The organism is Vibrio sp. 10N.286.45.E10, assembly GCF_002874195.2.
In the GTDB taxonomy this organism is placed as follows: Bacteria; Pseudomonadota; Gammaproteobacteria; order Enterobacterales; family Vibrionaceae; genus Vibrio; species Vibrio crassostreae.
The window spans coordinates 1,483,679-1,501,437 of sequence record NZ_MCWD02000001.1; the positions used below are offsets into that span (position 1 = coordinate 1,483,679).

The 17,759-nt window shown below is 43.4% G+C and carries 10 protein-coding genes; all 10 read right to left on the reverse strand.

Features of this window, described 5'->3' with window-relative positions; translation table 11 throughout:
• Positions 1–107: 107 nt before the first annotated feature.
• A complete protein-coding gene (locus tag BCU34_RS06775) occupies positions 108–1,811 on the reverse strand; it encodes a DUF3466 family protein (protein WP_102479417.1) in 1,704 nt (567 codons plus the stop codon).
• Between the two features lie 9 nt (positions 1,812–1,820).
• Positions 1,821–3,737 (reverse strand): ABC transporter ATP-binding protein, encoded by a 1,917-nt coding sequence (locus tag BCU34_RS06780; protein WP_055318436.1) that lies wholly within the window; start codon positions 3,735–3,737, stop codon positions 1,821–1,823.
• The gene (locus BCU34_RS06785) at positions 3,715–3,975 is read right to left on the reverse strand and encodes a glutaredoxin family protein (protein ID WP_019823251.1); all 261 of its coding nucleotides are present in this window, start codon (positions 3,973–3,975) and stop codon (positions 3,715–3,717) included. Before BCU34_RS06785 ends, BCU34_RS06780 begins: the two co-directional genes overlap by 23 nt.
• Before the next feature lie 25 nt (positions 3,976–4,000).
• Positions 4,001–6,121: a bifunctional 23S rRNA (guanine(2069)-N(7))-methyltransferase RlmK/23S rRNA (guanine(2445)-N(2))-methyltransferase RlmL gene (rlmKL, locus tag BCU34_RS06790; protein WP_102479415.1), complete on the reverse strand. Its 2,121-nt coding sequence runs from the start codon at positions 6,119–6,121 to the stop codon at positions 4,001–4,003.
• 507 nt (positions 6,122–6,628) lie between these two features.
• Positions 6,629–7,177 carry a cell division protein ZapC gene (locus BCU34_RS06795; RefSeq protein ID WP_017059680.1) on the reverse strand — a complete coding sequence of 183 codons (549 nt, stop codon included), beginning with the start codon at positions 7,175–7,177 and terminating at the stop codon, positions 6,629–6,631.
• A gap of 206 nt (positions 7,178–7,383) precedes the next feature.
• A complete protein-coding gene (gene pyrD / locus BCU34_RS06800) occupies positions 7,384–8,394 on the reverse strand; it encodes a quinone-dependent dihydroorotate dehydrogenase (RefSeq protein ID WP_102479755.1) in 1,011 nt (336 codons plus the stop codon).
• A 329-nt stretch (positions 8,395–8,723) separates the two neighbouring features.
• On the reverse strand, positions 8,724–13,565 hold the full coding sequence (locus BCU34_RS06805; RefSeq protein WP_048661954.1) for an NAD-glutamate dehydrogenase: 4,842 nt from the start codon (positions 13,563–13,565) through the stop codon (positions 8,724–8,726).
• A 228-nt stretch (positions 13,566–13,793) separates the two neighbouring features.
• Positions 13,794–14,012 carry a DUF2835 domain-containing protein gene (locus BCU34_RS06810; protein ID WP_004733645.1) on the reverse strand — a complete coding sequence of 73 codons (219 nt, stop codon included), beginning with the start codon at positions 14,010–14,012 and terminating at the stop codon, positions 13,794–13,796.
• A 215-nt stretch (positions 14,013–14,227) separates the two neighbouring features.
• The gene (gene pepN, locus BCU34_RS06815; protein ID WP_102479754.1) at positions 14,228–16,834 is read right to left on the reverse strand and encodes an aminopeptidase N; all 2,607 of its coding nucleotides are present in this window, start codon (positions 16,832–16,834) and stop codon (positions 14,228–14,230) included.
• A gap of 216 nt (positions 16,835–17,050) precedes the next feature.
• On the reverse strand, positions 17,051–17,734 hold the full coding sequence (locus tag BCU34_RS06820; RefSeq protein WP_102479753.1) for a hypothetical protein: 684 nt from the start codon (positions 17,732–17,734) through the stop codon (positions 17,051–17,053).
• Positions 17,735–17,759: the final 25 nt, after the last annotated feature.

The window sequence follows — 17,759 nt, forward strand, 5'->3', positions numbered from 1 at the left end:
TGCGGAGTTTTTGTGACTCCAACTTTAAGAATCGATCAGATTTTCACTTTTCTCAAGGCGAAAAAAAGCCCGAGTTCAGAATTGTGAACTCGGGCCCAAGAGATAAATTATTTAAATTTTCTGCGGAACCCTAACAGACCAAGCACAGTCAAAGTTAACCAACCTAGGCTACCACCTTGACGATCAACTTTCTCTGAGTCGGCACTACGAGTTTGGATATCAGCTTTAGTTGCACCGGCAATTGGTACAAGCTTAACTGCAACAACCTCTTCTACCGCGTTAGATGACGCGCCACCACAGTATGAGTTGTGAGACGTTGTGTCATACGGTTGAGTCGTTCCTCCAACTGTACATTTGATAGCAGTAGCAGAGATCACACCAGCATCGTTAATGTCAGTAGCATCAATAATTCGGAACTTGTTGTTCTCTCCGGAAACATTACCATCATTTGTTAGATCATCTAACCACCAAGCCTGACCGTTAAAGATGTCTACACGACGAGCTTCAGTTGATGAAGACACGTTATAAGGATATATAAAGCCTCTGTGTCTTCTTTCACTACCATCAACCTCACGAGTGGTTTCTGCATCTATTTGGCCAACAAACTCATTAAAGTTGTTAACTGCTTTAGCTTCACCGCTCGAACCACCAAAGAAGATACCACCAGACAAGTACGTTGCTGTTGGTTTTTTGGCATCGGTTACAACGAAAGGCTTATTACCTGCACTACCACTCTCTGGTACATAACCATTACGCTTAGAATAACCAACAGCGAACAAATTATCGTTGATGTCAGTCGCTACAGAGTTACTGTATCTAGCATCGTCGTTAGACGAGCCTGACTTAACCTCTGCACCGCTAATCTGTGTAGTCGTCCATGTTGCACCAGTAAGATCTAATGAGTCACTCACAAAAACACTGGCGTTCATGTCTTGTAGGTCACCATTACCATCTGCAGTATTATAGCCAACACCGTAAAAACCAGAACCTGATTCAACGATTGAACGCATACTGCCTTGAGCAAAGTAATCACCTTGTTTAGCGTCACCGCTGCGAATCCAATCGATTTCTTTGGTCGTAGTACCGTCCCAGATCGCCGCTTTAGAAGCATAGGCCTTATCTGGTTCTGATGTATCAGTCGGAACAAACTCTTCAGAGACACTACCTACATTATAAACAGTACCGTTGCTTGCCTTAATCGCTTTCCATGCACGAGTTTCAGACGTACCAGTAGGCCCAGCCGTCGTCGTAAACAGCGCATTATTACGTATACTTCCTTCGGATTTAACACCTAGTGGTTTAGCGTCTTCATCTAGAGAATTAATTACCGTATTTCTAGTCTCAAAAGTACCGCCACCTTCAACGAAGGCTTTTGCATTGACATAAGTAAGATCGTTTCTTTCCTTATTCCAAGTATCATACCAGCGATTATCTGCCCAACTTTCACATGTAGAATATCTCAGCTCGCGGTAACAGTAATTTTCGAAATCGTCACGCTCTTGAATGTATTGGAATGGAGCATCCATAGCGAATGGGACTTCTTCACGATAACTTACCGCTTCAAGAGTATCGCGAGTTTCACCAGCCAGTTTAAAGTCGCCACATGCAACACTACCAACAGTGCCGGTAGTAAAACAACTTTCTGTTCCGGTTACTGTTGCAGGTTGAATTGCTACACCAAAGGTCTCTGAAGCACCCGTAATTGAGCTAGGAGTGGCAACTTCTACTACTTGATAGAGCACAGCATTCGCATTAGTTGCAGCAAAAACTAATGCTGCAACTGTTGTTAATTTAAATTTAGTACAAGTCATTATTACTTCTTAACTTTCCTGTTGTAGTGCCTCGAGCTCTTCCCAGCGCTCAAAAGCAACTTCAAGCTCCTGCTCTGCTGCAGATAGCTTATCTAATACTGGTTGTGTCTGCTCTACAGATTTTGAAAAGAAGCTTGGATCGTTGACTTCTTCCTGAAGAGTTTCAATTTGAGTTTCCAATTCTTCTAAACGCATTGGTAGCGCTTCTAGTTCTCGTTGTAGCTTATACGATAACTTCTTAGGTTTAGCCTTAACTGGCGCAGTTTTGGGAGTTTCCTCAACTACTTTCTCAGGCTTTGATGGCTTTTCAACCTGTCGGTACTCTAATGCTTGTTTTCTTTGCTGCTGAGCATCGTGGTAACCACCAACAAATTCTTCAATAACGCCATTACCTTCAAAGATCCAACTTGTCATAACCGTGTTATCAACAAACTGACGATCGTGGCTCACTAAAAGAAGCGTACCCTGATAGTTGGCAAGCAAATCTTCTAAAAGTTCCAAAGTTTCGATATCTAGATCGTTGGTTGGCTCATCGAGAATCAATAAGTTGTTCGACTTAAGGAAGATACGAGCTAGTAACAGACGGTTTTTCTCACCACCAGATAGTGCTTTAACAGGAGTACGAGCACGTTTTGGAGAGAATAAGAAATCTTGTAAGTAGCTTAGTGCATGACGCTCACGGCCACCTACAGTGACTTCTTGCTTACCATCCGCTAAGTTATCGATTACAGACTTCTCAGGATCTAGAATTTCACGATATTGGTCAAAGTAAGCGACTTCAAGCTTAGTACCGCAATGTAGACGACCTGAATCTGGCTTAAGTTGATCAAGCAGCAGTTTAAGTACCGTACTTTTACCACAGCCATTCGGGCCAATTAGAGCGATACGATCACCACGCATGATATTGAAGCTGAAGTCTTTAACAATCTCTTTGCCTTCGAAGCCAAAGTTAATGTTCTCAGCTTCAAATACAATCTTGCCTGAACGCTGGCCATCGTCGATTTGGATGATCGCTTTGCCTTGCACTTCACGACGGTTCAAACGTTCTTCACGTAGCTTCTTAAGCGCACGTACACGGCCTTCGTTACGAGTTCGACGAGCTTTAATGCCTTGACGAATCCATACTTCTTCCTGAGCAAGCTTTTTATCAAATTCAGCGTTTTGCATTTCTTCTACACGAAGCGCTTCTTCTTTCTCAACAAGATAGTTTTCGTAATCACCCGGGAAAGAGCTCAATTTACCGCGATCAAGATCGACAATACGTGTTGCCATCGATTTAATGAAGGCACGGTCATGCGAGATAAAGATGATTGAACCGCGGAAGTCTTTCAGGAAACCCTCTAACCATTCAATGGTCGCAACATCCAAGTGGTTAGTCGGTTCGTCAAGTAGAAGCACGTCAGGGTCACATACAAGCGCACGAGCAAGCGCCGCTTTACGTTGCCAACCACCAGATAAATCAGTCAGCTTTGTTTCAGCTGTCAACTTAAGTGCAGCCAATACGTTGCTTACGCGATCTTCAAAGCGCCATGCATTCGCATGATCCAATTGCTCTTGAACACGAGTAAGACGATTTAGGTTCTTTTCACTAGGGTCAGTACCGATGAGATCCAGAAGATCATGATAGATCTTCAGCTGTTCACCGATTTCCGCTAGGCCACCAGCAACGTAATCATAAACGGTACCTTGCTCATTGCGCGGTGGATCTTGCTCAAGGCGAGATACAACCACATCTTGTGTGATTTGCATCTTGCCGTCGTCCATGATGATGTTCCCAGACAGGATTTTCATCAACGTAGACTTACCAGCGCCATTGCGCCCTACTAAACACACACGTTCGTTTTCTTGCAGTGCGAAGTCCGCACGATCTAATAACGGGTGATCGCCAAACGCTAATTGCCCATTATGAATTGTAAGTAATGCCATTCTTCTTTAACCAATCATTAAGTTCTAACAAGCCAAATGGCCAGTTAAGCTCTGAGCTTTGAGAAAGATCAGAGCTTTCAAATTTGAGCACCGGAATAGTGACCCCGTAACGGGAAAAGAGCTCATCATCGAATGCAATGTCGACAACGTTGACGTGATGGCTAATATTTAACTGTTCCGTGAGTTGGAATGCCATCTCACATAGATGGCACCCTTCTGTACTGTAGAGAGTCAGCACTATATATCCTTATACAATCTCTTAACTACTTGTGAGTAATCAACCAGCAGTTATGAATGTGCTTATTGCGAGAGAAGTCCAATGGAAGCGTCTTAGCAGAAATGTTCTGAGCCTTAAGAGCTAATTCATCCAGAGCTTCCAAGTCCATTTTGAAGTGACGCTTGTTGTTAGAGAACACAATCGTGCCTTCTTCACGAAGAAGACGCTTAAGGTTTTCCATCAATTGAATGTGATCACGCTGAACATCAAAAGATTGATCCATACGCTTAGAGTTTGAGAACGTAGGTGGATCAATAAAGATCAGGTCGTAAGAACCCTGCTCTTTAACCAACCACTGTAAGCAATCAGCTTGCACAAATTGATGTTGACGACCAACACGGCCATTAAGCTCCATGTTCTGTTTTGCCCACTCAAGGTAGGTATTAGACATATCAACCGTTGTTGTAGAACGAGCGCCACCGACAGCAGCATGAACAGATGCACTGCCTGTGTAAGCGAACAGGTTTAGGAAATCTTTACCTGCAGCCATCTCACCGATACGACGACGAGTGATCTTATGATCTAGGAACAAGCCTGTATCTAAGTAATCATGAAGATTAACAATCAGCTTAACGCCGTATTCGTTCACTTCTAGGTTAGATGAGTCTTGAGCCATCTTCTGGTATTGAGAACGGCCTTTCTGCTTCTGACGAACCTTTAGAACCACATTGTTCGCTTCAACGCCCGTTACTTGAATAGAAGCACGGATGATATCGGTTAAGCGACGTTTTGCCTTCTCTTCCGGAACATCTTTAGGCGCTGCGTATTCTTGAATCACAAGGTGACCTGGGTATACGTCAATCGCTACATTGTATTCTGGTAAGTCAGCATCGTAGATACGGTAACAATCTAATTGCTCTTTCTTAGCCCACTTGCCAATTTTACCGATGTTCTTTTTAAGTCGGTTTGCAAAGTCAGGAGCAATCAGCTGTTCTTGCTCGCCCGTTGGACGTTCTGACATCGGACGATCTGAAATTGAGTAGTTCTTTTGGTGACACGGTAACGCACCATTATTCAATTTGAACTGTTTGTCTGCACGCATGCGTAAGCAGCTAAGTAGTTCGTCTGAACTAGAGAAGATAGACGCGTTACAACCGCCAAATTCAGCTTTAAGCTGTGCGCCGAATGCCGTGTACAGTGCAATTAGGCCAGGCTCTGTACCCAGACGCTCACCATAAGGTGGGTTAGAAACAATCACACCATCAACAAATTCTGTAGGGCGTTTAAGCTTTGCAGCGTCACCTACTTCGAATTCAATCAACTCTTCAACACCAGCACGACGAGCATTGTCGCGCGCTGTTTTGATCATGCGTTCATCGTTGTCGTAACCATAGAACTTACATTCTACTTTCTTAACGCCACGACGACCTTGAACGTTCGCTTCAGCTTTAACTTCAGCCCAAAGCTCTGGTTCGAAATCTTCTAGTGATTCAAAACACCACTTCTGGCGTTTAACACCAGGAGCCATGTTTGCAGCCATCATTGCCGCTTCAATCACTAACGTACCTGAACCACACATAGGGTCTAGGAAAGGCTTAGTTGCATCCCAACCACTACGGAGAAGAATCGCTGCAGCAAGCGTTTCACGCAGAGGTGCGCGACCTGATTCTGGACGGTAACCACGTTGATGAAGACCGCTTCCCACCATATCAACACCAAGAATCGCTTTATCACGGTGTAGACGAACGTGAATACGAACATCTGGGTTCTCTTTGCTGATAGAAGGACGAGGCAAAGACTTCTTCTCGAAGCAATCAACAACGGCATCTTTTACTTTCATCGCACCGTATTGGCTGTTACGGATTTCGTTGTTCGTACCATTAAAGTCAACAACGAAACGCTTAGAGCTATGGAATTGATTTACCCAGTTAACCGCAGTGGTTGATAGGTACAAATCCATGTCGTCCATACAAGTGAATTCAGAAAGGACACGTACAAATCGAGAAGCCAAACGGCTCCACAAACAACAACGATAAATTTGCTCATTGGTCGCTTTGAATTTAACACCTGCTTGAACAGGTTTTGCGTTTGTAATCCCTAGTTGGGTTAGTTCTTCAACTAATAAATTCTCAAGGCCGTTTGAGGTAACCGCTAGATATTGATTCATAGTGTTCTTTTATTGATAAAAATGAGCTCGATTATACCTGAATTTGTAACTAGAGCATCACACTAAACGCGTCTTTTCATTGAATCTTTCGACTAACTGGCTAGCAAATGCACAGTCTTGAAGCGATCGCTTACCCACATCCCCTTAGAACACAAGACCTATCGAACCAACTCCATTTCTGACCATTTGTTAACCAAAACAGCAATGTGAATTTATATTCACCTTTAAATTGGTATATACCAAGAGGGATTTATGGGTGGAATTTAGCTACAAAAGACCAAAAACAGGGAATAAAGATGGACCAATTACACTTCTAGCGATGAAAAAAGCTGAAATTAAGGCGAAAAAATAGTCGTAAGTTCACTATTTAAATGGTTAAGCAGTGATGTATTTATCAGGATGAGGTTTTTTAGGCACAAAAAAATCGGCTATTGAGCCGATTTTGGGGAAGGTTTGACAGGTTTACGCGTTGCAATGTGTGTGAGAAATGATGGACTGAATAGAAGGCTAACCGACCATCGCAATGTGCGTTTGATGAAGAATAGCGTTCGCGTCTATCATTCTATCGTGCATGACCTTAATCGAGTCGCCAAAGCGTAACCCTTTTGAAGGTGTAAGCAGAAACTCTTCTAGGTCGACAAATGCACATAGGCTCGCGCACTCTCCCACTTCTAATACAATGAAATACCCTAAGCTATGTTCGTTATTCATTTGTACGATATCCCCTTCTTGAGGATATTCATGCCCAGCGCCCTGTGAGTCGAAGAACCAGCTCTTAGGCTGTACAGGCTTATGGAAGCGTTTTGCTGCCACACAATAAAGCGCGAGTTCAGCTTGCCGAGGCTCAGACAGTTCTAAGCCAGAAATTTGTTCTTTGAAGGTTTGGTATGAAGATGCGTCATCAACGGTGAATTCATTATCTCTAAACGCGCAGTCCACCAGCTTATTGCGGACCAGATTCGTTTTGAAAATCATATCCTCTCCGAGGTTTAGCATTAATGAACATTGCTGCTCATCGTAATACCAACTCCATGTATCGCTAGGTTTAAGCATCATTTCGTCTCACACTGTTGAACCATTCCATTAGGTAAAACGCAAAATTACCTTCAATTACAGTAATTTTACTGAGCAATAGGCAAAAAAAAAGAGGAAATGAATTCCTCTTTCTTATCGCTTTTCTCTACAACTCAGTGAGTTACAGTGTCTCTTTTAGTAAGACGATGCCAGATTGTCGCTTTTCAAGAATCAAAGCAATTTTAAGCTTATAGATTTTTAACGATGTCGCCAACTAGGCCTGGACCTTTGTAGATGAAACCAGAGTAAACTTGTACAAGCTTCGCGCCTGCCATCATTTTCTCTTTTGCAGCAACATACGAGTCAACACCACCTACTCCGATGATCGGCAGTTGGTCACCAAGCTCTTCGTGAAGTTTGCGAACTACTTCAGTACTACGAGATTGAACAGGACGTCCACTTAGGCCACCCGCTTCATCGCAATGTTTCATGCCTTCAACGATTGAACGATCCAATGTTGTATTTGTTGCGATCACACCATCGATCTTATTTTTGATCAATGATTCACAAATTTGGCGAATTTCATCGTCGCTTAGATCCGGAGCAATCTTAAGAGCAAGAGGCACATATTTACCATGCTTCTCTTCCAGTTCAGATTGTTTCGTTTTAAGTTCAGACAATAGATCGTCTAGAGCTTCGCCGTATTGTAGAGAACGAAGTCCTGGAGTGTTTGGTGAAGAGATGTTCACAGCAATGTAACCAGCGTATTGATATACCTTCTCCATACAGATCAAGTAATCTTCAGCGCCCTTTTCAATTGGTGTGTCTTTGTTCTTACCGATGTTAATACCTAAGATGCCATCGTAGTTCGACTTCTTAACATTCTCAACAAGGTTGTCGACGCCTAGGTTGTTAAAGCCCATGCGGTTGATGATACCTTCAGCTTCAACAAGACGGAATAAACGAGGTTTGTCGTTACCCGCTTGTGGACGTGGAGTCACTGTTCCTACTTCTACGAAACCAAAACCCATAGCGCCAAATGCATCAATACATTCGCCGTTTTTATCTAGGCCTGCCGCGAGGCCAACTGGGTTTTTAAAAGTAAGACCCATGCACTCTACAGGTCGATGAGGTAATTGTTGGCGATACAAAAGATCAATTGGTGTGCCTGTAAAGCGTTTGAAATTTTGAATTGCAAGATCATGTGCCTTTTCGGCATCAAGTTGGAAAAAGCCAGTTCTGGCTAGACGGTAAAGCATTGTGCCTCCGATAGAAAAAAGCCCCGTGTAAACGGGGCGATATTATTTACTTATTTACCCAACTATTCAATCTATTACTGTCTGTAAGGGTAAGATAATCGAGTTTGCTAACGAATGAGGTTCATTATTAAGCAAACGTTATCGTTTCTTCAGGTTATTAACCCATTTCTAATCTCAACCTTAGTACAGCCACCAACTCACTTAACAACAAACAAGGTGTCCGTCGAGGTTGGTCCTTCAAAAATCGTTAGTTCTATTGATCCCACTTTACCGAAACGAAAAAGGCAGACCTTGTGGCCTGCCCTTATATTTTTCGTTTTATCTAGTGACTAGTCTTTCGACATGCAGTTTAGATTCAACAACATCAATTCACGTAACGCCACTGAGAACTTAGCAAACTCATGAACAGAACCCACTTTGAATTCGTTCAAGATGCTCTCCCAACGATGCAGAGAAACAGAGTTACTTTCCATCCAGTCATCAAGCGCTTTAATCACATCGATGTCTGAAGCACAGCCACAGTTAAGTACTTGGCCAGTTAGCTGACGTTGTTGCCAATCCAGATCTTCTCTGAATGCAGCACGTGCCAGCGCTTGCCAGTTGTTGTCTACAGCTTGGCCATTGATTTGCTTCAAGAACCAATGCAGTGACAAACGGTCGCCAAGGTTGAAGTAAAGCTTAGACGCTTGTTGTACTGTTTTACCTGTTTCACGAGCTACTGTGGATATATCCAGTGCTGAGTACAGGCTAGACAAACGAGCCACTGAATTAGCTAGCTCAGCGTTTACACCTTGGTCAATCCATAGTTGAGCCATTGCTTGATGCTCTTCTACTTCTGATGCGACTAGGTTTTCGTCCAGTTTTTCAGTAATCGCAGCCACATCACCTTGGTAAAGCTCAATCAATGCGTTCACTGACTGTTTACCCGTACGGTTTCTTAGCAACCAGCGTGCTAGGCGACGAAGCGTACGACGCACATGGTAAAGCAATTCGTATTGAGCTTCAGAACTTGAGATGTTGTCCAGTTCACGGATGCTCTTTAGTACCTTACCTAGACCGTAGATTTCACGTGATGCCGCGTAAGCATTCGCAATATCAACAATGTTCGCGCCCGTCTCTTCTTGCAAACGAGTCACAAAGTTACAGCCCATCTCGTTAACCATTTGGTTAGCAAGCGCAGTTGCAATGATCTCGGCACGTAGTGGATGGTTATCCATGTGCTGGGAGTAGTTACGGCGTAACTCTGTTGGGAAGTATTGCATCAGTTGTTGAGCATGGAACTCATCATTCGCAATATCATCACTGACAAGATCTTCTTTTAGAACCATTTTACCGTAAGCGATCAATACTGATAGCTCAGGCCTTGTTAGTGCTTGGCCTTGCTTCTCACGCTCTAACAGCGTTTCGTCATCTGGGATGTATTCCAAACCACGGTCTAAATACCCTGCTTTTTCCATTGTGTGGATGAAGCGGATTTGCTCTTTCACTAAGCCAACACCTTGATGCTCAGTCACAGAGATGGACTCAGCTTGGCAGTACGCATCATCTAGTACGATTTCACCAACTTCATCTTCCATTGACTCAAGCACTTGGTTACGTTGCTTAACGGTTAGATCACCATTAGACACTAAGCCATTCAAGAAGATCTTAATGTTAACTTCGTTATCCGAGCAATCTACACCACCAACGTTATCAACAAAGTCAGTATTCACTCGACCGCCCGTTAGAGCGTATTCAATACGACCCAATTGAGTCATACCCAAGTTACCGCCTTCACCAACAACCTTAGCTTTTAGGTCACGGCCATCAATACGTAGCACGTCATTTGCACGGTCACCCACATCAGTATGAGTCTCGCTAGAAGACTTAACGTAAGTACCAATACCGCCATTCCAAAGTAGATCAACCTGCATAGACAAGATCGCTTTGATCAAGTCGTTTGGTGCCATAGAAGCTTTCTTGGTACCCAGCATTTTCTGAATTTCAGGTGTTAGGGAAATAGACTTCGCTCGACGAGAGAAGATGCCACCACCTTGAGAAATCAGGTCTTTATTGTAATCTTCCCAGCTTGAACGAGGCAGATTAAACAGACGGTCACGCTCTACCCAGCTTGATGCCGACTCTGGATTCGGGTCAATGAAGATATGCATGTGGTTAAACGCAGCTTGTAAGCGAATATGCTTAGATAGCAGCATACCGTTACCAAATACGTCGCCCGCCATATCACCTACACCAATTGCAGTGAAGTCTGTGCTTTGACAGTTGATGCCCATTTCACGGAAGTGACGTTTAACAGATTCCCAACCACCTTTCGCCGTGATACCCATAGCTTTATGGTCGTAACCGTTAGAACCACCAGAGGCAAACGCGTCACCTAACCAGAAGTTGTACTCTTCAGCTACCGAGTTCGCTAGATCTGAGAATGTCGCGGTACCTTTATCGGCAGCTACAACCAAGTACGGGTCATCTTCATCGTGACGAACAACACTCTTAGGTGGGATAACCTCACCTTCAATGATGTTGTCTGATACGTCTAGTAAGGCACGGATGAAGCGCTTGTAACAACGTTGACCTTCAGCAAAGATCTCATCTCGGCCAGACATAGTGTGTTGACGCTTACAAACAAAACCACCTTTAGCACCAACCGGAACGATAACCGTGTTCTTAACTTGTTGCGCTTTAACTAGACCTAGAATCTCAGTACGGAAGTCCTCTTGACGGTCTGACCAACGTAAACCACCACGTGCTACTTTACCGCCACGTAGATGAACACCCTCAATATCTGGTGCGTATACGAAGATCTCAAACGCAGGAACCGGCGCTGGGATATCTGGAATCTCGCTTGGTCTCATTTTCAGAGCCAACCAAGGTTTAGACTGCTTGTTTTCGTCTACTTGGTAGTAGTTCGTACGAAGCGTTGCAGTGATCATTTCCATGTAGCGACGAATGATACGGTCATCATCCAAGCTCTCTACATGATCCAACTGTTCAGTGATCTTCTTAATAAGATCTTGTTGGCCTTTCACGCTGCCCTTCAGTTTAGGATCGAAACGCTTGCCGAATAAGCTCACTAGCCCTTTTGCTAACTCTGGGTAATGAGACAATGTGTCTTCAATGTATTGTTGGCTGAATGGGAAACCCACTTGACGCATGTAACGAGCATAAGCACGTAAAATTGAGATTTCACGGCCAGAAAGACCAGCGCCAAGTACCAAACGGTTGAAACCATCGCTGTCTAACTCACCCGCCCAAATTGCTGCGAACGCTTGTTGGAAAAGATCGCGCGCTTCGCGAAGATCGATAGTCTTATCGCTCTTGTGCAACATCGAGAAATCAAGGATCCAGTATGTCACACCATTAGTTTTACGCACTTCATAAGGTGATTCACCGATAACGCGTAGGCCGAAGTTTTCAAGCATTGGCATAACATCAGAAAGGTGAATTGGCTCATCGCTGTGGTAGAACAACTTCAAACGAACTGCTTTAGAATCTGCCGCCTCTTCTTGAGGACGGTAGAAAAGCATACCCAATTTATTGTCTTCACTTAGTGCTTCTAAACGTTCAATATCCGCAACTGCAGAACCTGGCATCATGTCTTCTTTGTACGAACGTGGGAATGCACGCATGTACTCTTTCGACAATGGAAGCCCTTTGCTCTCACCGAAGTTTGCAATGATTGATTCAGACAGGCGGTCATCCCACGTAGACGATACTTCCATTAAATTTTGCTCAATTGTTTTCACGTCCACATCCATGTTGTTGTTATCAACACGAACAATATAGTGCGTTCTCGCCAGTGGGCTTTCAGAGAAGTAAGTTGTGAATTCAACCTCTTCTTCACAACCAAAGTACTGCTTCAAGATGCGTTGTGTTTGGCGACGAAGCTCAGTGTTGTAACGATCTTTTGTTACGTAAACCATGCAGCTAAAGAAACGGCCAAACGGGTCTTTGCGAACGAACAGACGCAGAAGATCGCGATCTTGCATTTGTACTACGCCAGTACCCACTTCAAGTAACTCTTCTTCTCGAGCTTGAAGCAGTTCATCACGTGGGTAGTTTTCAAGAATGTTGTGCAGTGCTTTGTAAGAGTATGAACCCTCACGGTAACCACTCGCGTCTAAGATTCGGTCTACTTTCTCACGAACAAGAGGAATCGTTTCAACGGTTTGGTTATAAACAGCAGACGTGTAAAGACCAGTAAAGCGGTGCTCACCAATGACCTTACCGTTCTTATCGAACTTCTTAATACCGATGTAATCGTTGTAAGCTGGGCGGTGAATGCGTGAAGCCGTGTTGCCCTTGGTTACAATAAGTACATAAGGCTTTTTCGCTTCAAGGCGTGCCGAATCAGAAAACTCAGACAACTTAACGTTGCGTACACGATCTGAATTCGCAAACAAACCAAGACCTTGCTCCTTGGTCGGTTGCAGTTCAGTGTCGCCGTTAACTGAAACTAGGTCATATTCCTTATAACCCATGAATGTAAAGTTGTGTTCACCTAACCAACGAAGAAACGCCAACGTTTCATCAAAACGTTGGCCATCTACAGGAATGCTCTCTTTCTGCTTTTCTACTTGATTGGTTACTTCTTCAAGTCTTTCAACCATCTTCAACCAATCGTTCACAACTAAGCTAGTATCGGTAAAGATATCCAGTAGCTCCGTTTTAAGAGCTGTCATTTCAGCTTTACTGCTAAGACGGTCTACTTCGATATGGAAAAGCGATTGGAATGCACCTTCGTTATTGCTAACACCGACAACACTGCCCTTATCTGAGCGAGAGATTTGTGTTGGGTTATGAAGCATCAGGTGAGAAGAAAGGTCTAGGCGAGTAAGTGCCATTTTTACAGAATCAACAAGGAATGGGCTGTCTGGAACGACTATCTCAACGATAGTGTGAGTAGACTGCCAACCTTGACGACTTACCGTCGGGTTGAAAACGCGTACAGAGATTTCGTCGGCTTTCTTTTCATTGATGTGATGCCATAAGCTAACTACAGCACCATATAAATCGGATTCGTTTCTCTGAGTCAGATCGTCGTGAGAAACGTTACTAAACAAGTGTTGAGCAAGTTGAGTTACGAGAGGTCGATGAGCAAGGTCAAGTTTGTCTTGAATCAGCTTGTAAACTTTTTCAAGTAAAACTGGAACCACAGTTTCACGTGCGGTCATAGTCACACTCCACAATTAGAATTATATTTTATTATTAGGGGGATCACTTAAGCTAGTGTTTGAAACGTGCCGCTGAGCGCTTTTCTACTAACGAGTTAAGCAAAGGTAATGCATTCATTTATTGTAAAAGCATTATTGAAAAATAGTTAATTGTTTTGGAGGTGGTAAGAGGTGAAATGTTTGATTATGTGATTAAGATTCCTTTTAACTCACTAGGCACGCCAAGGTTTACAGAGCTTCCAACTTAATAAACTTATTTTTTTGGTCAGTTGTCAGCCTAAACTGCCCTCTAACCCCTATTTGTGTAAGAAATGGTCTGAATCGAGTTGCAGGTAACTGTAAACGTAAACCTGTTGTTGTTATCACTTGAACTTTACTTGCCGCACCAGAATAGCTGGCTAAAAACTGCTGATATGAGATGTTAAGTTGGAAAATATAGCGATTCATACGGTACCTGTATAAATATACAGTGCCAGTATTTTTTGGCACTTGACGATGTCTGACTGTGAAACCTAGCTTGAAACTGAACTTGAAACTGCTCTAGCTTATCGAAAATTCGATGAACCAGAAACAAAAAATCAGTGGCAGATATTCTCTACCACTGACGACTTTTCTTGATAAGTAAACAGATTTAAGTAAACCGTTACTTGAGAACGTTTAACTTAAGCTTCTAGTGCCTTCGTTACTTTCTCAAATAAGTCTTTAGCTAGGTTGTCCATCCCCTTTAAAGTCTCAAGTTCTTTCTTGATCAGAGCTTGGCGTTCATCATCGTACTTACGGAATTTAAGAAGCGGGTCAATCAGACGTGAAGCCACTTGCGGGTTACTGCTGTTAAGCTCACGTAAGATCTCGCCAGCAAACTCATAGCCCTGACCAGACTTATCATGGAACTGTACCGGGTTCATGTTTAAGAATGAACCAACCAAGTTGCGAGTTCGATTCGGGTTCTTCAAACTAAACGCTTGATGTGACATTGATGCTTTGATCACTTCAAGAGCATTGGAACTTGGGTTTGTACCTTGTAGAGCAAACCACTTATCCATAACAAGACCATCGTGTTTCCACTTGTCGCTGTAATCCGCCATCAAGGTTTCACGACATGGTAGTTGCGCACTGTTTGCCGCACCCATTGCTGCCATTGTATCGGTCATGTTGTTTGCTTGTTGGTACATTGCAACAACCAAATCGTTACCCTGTTCTGTGTGCGCTAAGTAACTTAGGCAAACTTTACGTAAAGTGCGCTTACCAATCGAATCGTGATCGATTGTGTATTCAGTGAGAGCATTGCTGTGATAAACCGCAGCTAACTCGTCTTCAAGTTCAGCAGCTAATGTTACTTTCATTGAGTTAAGAACAGATGCGACCGCATCAATATCAACACGCTCGTACCAACCTGATACTTCATTATGGCTTGGCAGTGAAAGCATTTCTGCGATAAACGCAGGCTCTAGTGAATCACTCAGCACTACGCCACGGAATGCATCAACAACAGAACCAGAAAGCTCAAATGCTTGACCCTGTTGAACCTTCTCAACGTTGCTGCGAATGTACTTCGCCAATAGCATTTGACCAGCATCCCAACGAGAGAACTCATTGCGCGCATTCACCATCAAGAAGATAAGCTCTTCATCTGAATAGTCGTACTCCAATTTCACTGGCGCAGAGAATTCACGAAGTAGTGATGGGATTGGTTGTTCAGAAACATTTTCAAACACGAAGGTTTGTTCCGCTTCTTTGACATCTAATACGTTATGAACTGGCTTTCCGTTACATTGTAACTCAACAACATCACCTGAAGCCGTGTACAGCTCGATATCCAGAGGGATATGCAAAGCCTGCTTTTCAGTTTGCTCATGCGTGGGTGCCGTTACTTGGCGAGTTGTTAACGTGTATTGTTTCTTTTCTGCATCGTAATGACTTTCAACAGACAGCGTCGGCGTACCAGACTGGCTGTACCATAAGCGGAACTGAGATAGGTCAACGCCAGATGCATCTTCCATTGCCGCGACGAAGTCTTCACATGTTGCAGCCGTGCCATCATGACGTTCAAAGTAAAGCTTCATGCCTTTTTGGAAACCGTCTTCACCCAACAATGTGTGGATCATTCGGATCACTTCGCTGCCCTTTTCGTAAACAGTCAATGTGTAGAAGTTATTCATTTCTATCACTTTTTCTGGACGAATTGGGTGTGACATTGGGCTTGCGTCTTCAGCGAATTGTGGCCCGCGAATAATACGAACGTTGTTGATTCGGTTTACTGCGCGAGAGCCAAGATCAGACGAGAACTCTTGGTCACGGAATACCGTTAAACCTTCTTTCAAGCTTAGCTGAAACCAGTCGCGACAAGTCACTCGGTTACCGGTCCAGTTATGGAAATATTCATGACCGATTACTGCTTCAATACCGAGGTAATCGGTATCTGTTGCTGTTTGGTCGTTTGCTAGAACAAACTTAGAGTTAAATACGTTCAGACCTTTGTTTTCCATCGCACCCATATTGAAGAAATCAACGGCAACGATCATGTAGATGTCTAAGTCGTATTCAAGATTGAAACGCTCTTCGTCCCACTTCATTGAGTTAATCAAAGAAACCATCGCGTGGTTCGCACGGTCTAGATTGCCTTTATCAACAAAGATTTCTAGGTCAACTTTGCGACCCGATTGCGTAGTATAAGCATCACGAAGTACGTCAAAGTCACCTGCAACTAAAGCAAATAGGTATGCCGGCTTTGGATGTGGGTCTTGCCACTTCACCCAATGACGACCGTTTTCAGCTTCGCCTTCATCTACACGGTTACCATTGCTTAATAAGAATGGGTTTTCTGCTTTGTCTGCGATTACTGTGGTGGTGAATTTAGCCAACACATCTGGGCGATCCATGTAGTAAGTAATACGACGAAAACCTTCGGCTTCACACTGGGTACAGAACGCACCACCCGACTTGTACAAGCCTTCAAGTGCGCTATTCCCTTCAGGATTCACTTCAGTAACGATGGTTAGAGTAAATTCTTTTGGAAGGTCATTCAGCGTCAGTTGAGTTTCAGACTGCTGGTACTGAGTCCATTCGTTGCCTTCAACCGAAACAGAAACCAACTTCAAGCCTTCACCATCAAGTACTAATGTCGCGCTGTCTTTCTCCTGCTTAACACTAGAAACAGCCGTAACAATGGATGCTGAATCGTATAAATCGAAAGTAAGATCGATATCAGAAATAGTGTGAGATGGTGATTGATAATCTTTACGATACTTGGCTTGAGGTGTATGTGCCATGACGGGTTCCTTTTGATCGTTATACGTAATTATTTGTTAACTGTATATATCTAAAGGTTGAGCGCCAAGAACACAAGGAGAATATTAAAAAAAGGAGGCATTGTAGGAAAATGCCTCCATGTTTTACTATTTTATCAATCAAATCAGAAAGGAACGGCTAAGAAATGAACTGTGTGCCATATTTTCAACGAGCCGATTTTATGGCTAAACTCGTAGTTAACGTATGCGATTAAGCACCGCGAACATGTCTCCCTCTTCACCTTGAAGCGTCAAGACATCACTGTTCAGTGTATATCGAGTACCGTGTTCACCGTTCTCATAAAGTAACACTAGCTGGTCGCCTTCGGTGTAATACACACCGCGACGAATGACTTCACCGCCTTCTTCATCTGACACTCGGAACATGAAGATAAAATCAGGTTGAAGCACTAAATCCATTTTTTGAATGTTACTCGCACGCAAATCGCTTCCAGACAGTTCGGCGCTTGACCAAATTCCAGCCAGGGAGTTGGGCAAGGCTTTGGTGAACATAACACCATTAAGATTCAGCATATTATGGTTGCTGCTGTACGCGTAAACCTGGGGCTCAGAAGTATTCAAACCCAAAATAATCGTATCTTCATTGGCGTTATACAAACCTTCCCAATGATCAACACTGTAGTCTTTCTTTTGGATATCGATAGTGAATGAGTAATTTGAATCGAGAGTGAGTTTGATTGCTCTAAAATTTTCAGTACCTTGCTCAGGATCTGGATTCATCAAATACCAATCGCCAAGCAACAGAGGAAGGTCAAAATGAGATAGATTACTATCACTTTTTGATTGTTGACTGCTCGAAGCAACCTCGCTCCCAAAAGCAACAAAACTTAAACAAGATAAAATTAGTAGAATCCACTTCATATGTGCCCCCTCGTTTTCTTTAAGC

Excerpts from the sequence above, each read along its gene's own strand:
- BCU34_RS06775 (WP_102479417.1), bottom strand. The coding sequence starts at position 1,811 with ATGACTTGTACTAAATTTAAATTAACAACAGTTGCAGCATTAGTTTTT.
- BCU34_RS06780 (WP_055318436.1), bottom strand. The coding sequence starts at position 3,737 with ATGGCATTACTTACAATTCATAATGGGCAATTAGCGTTTGGCGATCAC.
- rlmKL (WP_102479415.1), bottom strand. The coding sequence starts at position 6,121 with ATGAATCAATATCTAGCGGTTACCTCAAACGGCCTTGAGAATTTATTA.
- BCU34_RS06795 (WP_017059680.1), bottom strand. The coding sequence starts at position 7,177 with ATGATGCTTAAACCTAGCGATACATGGAGTTGGTATTACGATGAGCAG.
- pyrD (WP_102479755.1), bottom strand. The coding sequence starts at position 8,394 with ATGCTTTACCGTCTAGCCAGAACTGGCTTTTTCCAACTTGATGCCGAA.
- BCU34_RS06805 (WP_048661954.1), bottom strand. The coding sequence starts at position 13,565 with ATGACCGCACGTGAAACTGTGGTTCCAGTTTTACTTGAAAAAGTTTAC.
- BCU34_RS06810 (WP_004733645.1), bottom strand. The coding sequence starts at position 14,012 with ATGAATCGCTATATTTTCCAACTTAACATCTCATATCAGCAGTTTTTA.
- pepN (WP_102479754.1), bottom strand. The coding sequence starts at position 16,834 with ATGGCACATACACCTCAAGCCAAGTATCGTAAAGATTATCAATCACCA.
- BCU34_RS06820 (WP_102479753.1), bottom strand. The coding sequence starts at position 17,734 with ATGAAGTGGATTCTACTAATTTTATCTTGTTTAAGTTTTGTTGCTTTT.